At 54.5% G+C, this 3153-nt stretch carries 3 protein-coding genes and 1 pseudogene; 1 reads left to right on the forward strand and 3 read right to left on the reverse strand.

All coding sequences use genetic code 11. The features are described from left to right. The coding region (locus C7K08_RS13220; protein ID WP_133165289.1) for an asparagine synthase-related protein at positions 1 to 664 on the forward strand (664 nt) is incomplete at its 5' end. Here the strand turns inward: C7K08_RS13220 and C7K08_RS13225 are convergent. The 3 genes and pseudogenes from C7K08_RS13225 to C7K08_RS15640 all read right to left on the reverse strand — a co-directional run. Further along, positions 639 to 1718, reverse strand: coding sequence for an SGNH/GDSL hydrolase family protein (locus C7K08_RS13225; protein ID WP_106501022.1), 1080 nt, complete (start codon positions 1716 to 1718; stop codon positions 639 to 641). The genes C7K08_RS13220 and C7K08_RS13225 overlap by 26 nt on opposite strands. Then, a complete protein-coding gene (locus C7K08_RS13230) occupies positions 1715 to 2896 on the reverse strand; it encodes a glycosyltransferase (RefSeq protein WP_106501023.1) in 1182 nt (393 codons plus the stop codon). The genes C7K08_RS13225 and C7K08_RS13230 overlap by 4 nt, the downstream gene beginning before the upstream one ends. Continuing rightward, positions 2893 to 3153: pseudogene (locus tag C7K08_RS15640) on the reverse strand (hypothetical protein); the annotation flags it as partial. The gene C7K08_RS13230 and the pseudogene C7K08_RS15640, both read right to left, overlap by 4 nt.

Here is a 3153-nt window from a genome sequence, read left to right on the forward strand (position 1 = left end):
ACCAAGCATTGATGGCTTTAATACTTTTTTGGTAGCCCAAGCCGCAAGGGCCCAGGGCATGGTGGTTGCTTTTTCAGGGCTTGGGGCCGATGAGTTGTTTTATGGCTACGGCCATATGGGCTGGCCTAAGCCGTTGCAAAGGTTGGCCTGCCGCCGCATACCTGCAAGTGGTTTAACACCTTGGCGTAAGCATTCTCTTTTGCGCCAGCGGGCAGAGCGCTGCGGCAGCACAGGCGCTTCTAATCAAGAATGCAGCAGCTACATGGCCAATACCCTTTTGCGAGATAGTGATGCCGTAACAATGGCCCAAGGCTTGGAGCTACGGKTGCCTTTTCTGGATCCAGATTTAATCGCCTTTGCCAAAACTAAAAGCGCTGTTGAACATCTAATCGCTGGGCCTAAAACGTTATTGAGGCAGCAGGCGCAGGCCCTATTGCCCACTGAAATTCTGCAGGGCCCTAAACGTGGATTTAATTTACCCTTAGCCCCATGGCTATCTAGCAATAAACGATTTAGCCCCAGCCGTTTGGTGCATAAGCTCGCTCAAATCGATATTCCCGCCCARGCAATCTGGCGCAGTTGGTATTTAATGCAGCTCAGCCCCAGGCGTTTTGCATCCTATTGGCGTTGGGTGGTGCTTAGTGAGTGGCTGGAGCAGGTTTAATCAGCGCTGTTAACGATTGGTTCAACCACTGAGCTACCCGCCGGTGCCCTGCGGCGGTGAGGTGATCATCCAGTTGGAAATAGCAGGAGCTATCGCAGGCTTGGCTGAGGTTGAGCAGCAGCACTCTGGTGTGGGGCAACTGTCGCCGTAGGCTGCCTAGGGAATGTTCGAGATCTCGGTACACAGAGGCATTCCAAATGCCGTAGTCGCTGCTTACAAACACCACCAAACTCTTGCCGGCTAACAATTGCTTGTAGGTCATAAAGCTGGCCACAAATGCCTCCCCATGTTTTGGGAATGGCACATCGAGAGGATTGACTTCCGCCTTAAGAATTCCCTGCAACCAATGTTCTGTGAAAAGGCGCAGGTGGCCCCAATTTGAGACATCCAGTAGCAGCTCAGGCTTCACATAGGGCGTGTTAGCGGCATAGCTGAGATAGCTGCTGGATTGGAAGCGTTGCTTGCCCGTGGAGCTGTTTTCCCCCCAGTCATTTACGCCGTATTGCAGCAGGATCGTGCGGGCACTGGCATAGCCCTGGGGGTAAAGCCCGGCGTAGCGCTCCAGTAGCCGCAGTTCCCGGGCGGTGCCATAGCTGGAGATGCTCAGATTCAAGCTGGGTTGCAATTTGGGGCTCAGCAAACGGGAGTAGCGCTCTTCAGCCTCCACACCCCAGCCCATGGCGTGGGAATCGCCGATCACGATGCTGCGCGGCTGCCGCAGTGCTGCTTCGCTGTCGCGCACACCCAGGCTGTTGAACTGATGGGTTGTGCGAAATTCCAAATTGTCAAAACGACAACTCGCCTTGGGCTGGCCGATGTAGGTGAGGGTTTGATCCCGCTGGAAGCAGTCTTTACGGCCCTGGATTGCCTGACGGTAGATATTTAGATAGGGCCAGCGGGCCAGCTCCAGCAGCGGGCCCCATGCCAAGCGGGGATGGCGTAGGGCCCAGTGGGCCAGCAGCCAGGGCCCCAGCAAGGGGCTTAGCAGAAGCGCCAAAACCGCCAGGTTGATAGCCACCAGGCGGACGGGATTGCTCCAGGCTTTGGGGGTCATGGGTTTGGCTTCAGGCTGCTGGCCACCGCCTCCGCCAGTTGTTYGGGCCTTGGCAAAAACTTGTTGGCARTGGTTGCTGAGTTTGCCCGGGTCSAGGGGGSCCTTAGGGCTTGGGCCAAAGCCTGGGGATCGCCACTGGGGAACAACCTATGGGGGGGGGCTTCCCCCAGCAAATCCCTAGCGCAGCCCGGATGGTCACTGGCTATCACCCGTAGGCCAAATTGCAGGGCCTCATTAACCACTAGCCCCCAGGTTTCCCCCTGCACCGAAGGAAACACAAGCGTGTCGGCAACTGCGTAATAGCGCCCCAACTGCGACTGATTCTGAAAGCCCACAAAGCGGCTGCAACCAGGCAACACGGCCTCGATGGCCGCAGCGAAGGCCTCTCTTAGAGGACCATCACCCACCACTACCAGCCACAACTGCCTTTGGCGTTCCGCTGGCAGCAGCGCCAGGGCCTTGGCAAGCAGCAGCGGCCCCTTCACATGGGTGATTTTGCCCACACTAAGCAGCACTTCTGCCGTGGCTGGAATCTGCAGGGCCCTGCGCAGTTCGTTGCGTTGGGGCATCCAGTGTTCCACTTGCCGTTGGAAATACTTCACATCTACGGCAAATGGCACCGCTTTGCGGCGGTGGGGAGGCACTCCTAAACGGGCAAAATGATCATTGGAATCACTGCCGATTGGAAATATTTGACTAAATAAACAGTAATAACGCCTTAGCAATTGATCTTTTAACAAACTTTTCCACGGGGCCCTTTGGAAGGCGCGATCAGTGCCATCGGCGCGCAGTAATAGCTTTTTACCATGGGCAGCAAGTATTAGGGTGCTAGCGGTAATAAATAAGGGGCTATAGGCAAATATCAAAACCGCATCTGCTCTCCAGTTGTGAATTTGTGCGCTGCCTTTCCAGGCAAGCTGAATTGCAGTGGCAGGTTTTGCCAAGTTGGCTAGGGGGCTTTCGCTAAGAAAGCAATGATCAAATCCAGCCGTGGGGGCACTATCCCAGGCAAACGACACRCCAAAGTCTGGGTCGAGGCTGGGTTTAACACCATGATTACAACCAAAAAATACTTTTACCTTTAGATCTTCACAGGCAGCTAAGGCTTGAAATACCGGTTTGAAATATTGCACCGGATGGGTAATTAATACTGCTAGGCGCTTGGATTTGCTTTTCATTTGATGAGCTGTTTATCAGTGCAGATCCGCTGAGCAAGAACTGTTGCTGCTAATTGGTGGCCATTGATATTCCAATGGCCAATTCCCTGTGCTTTGCCAAAGCCATGCAATATCAGGCCTTTTTGATCAACTTGTTGCTGCATGGCAGGTGCCAGGGCGGTGTAAGCAATTCCTAGGGGTTGAAGTAAAGCGGCGAGCTGTTTTTCCTTGGCGAATATTTGGCTTGGGCGCTGGTTGCGCTCGGGCCAAACTTGCTC

Source organism: Synechococcus lacustris str. Tous, assembly GCF_003011125.1.
Classification (GTDB): domain Bacteria; phylum Cyanobacteriota; class Cyanobacteriia; order PCC-6307; family Cyanobiaceae; genus Synechococcus_D; species Synechococcus_D lacustris.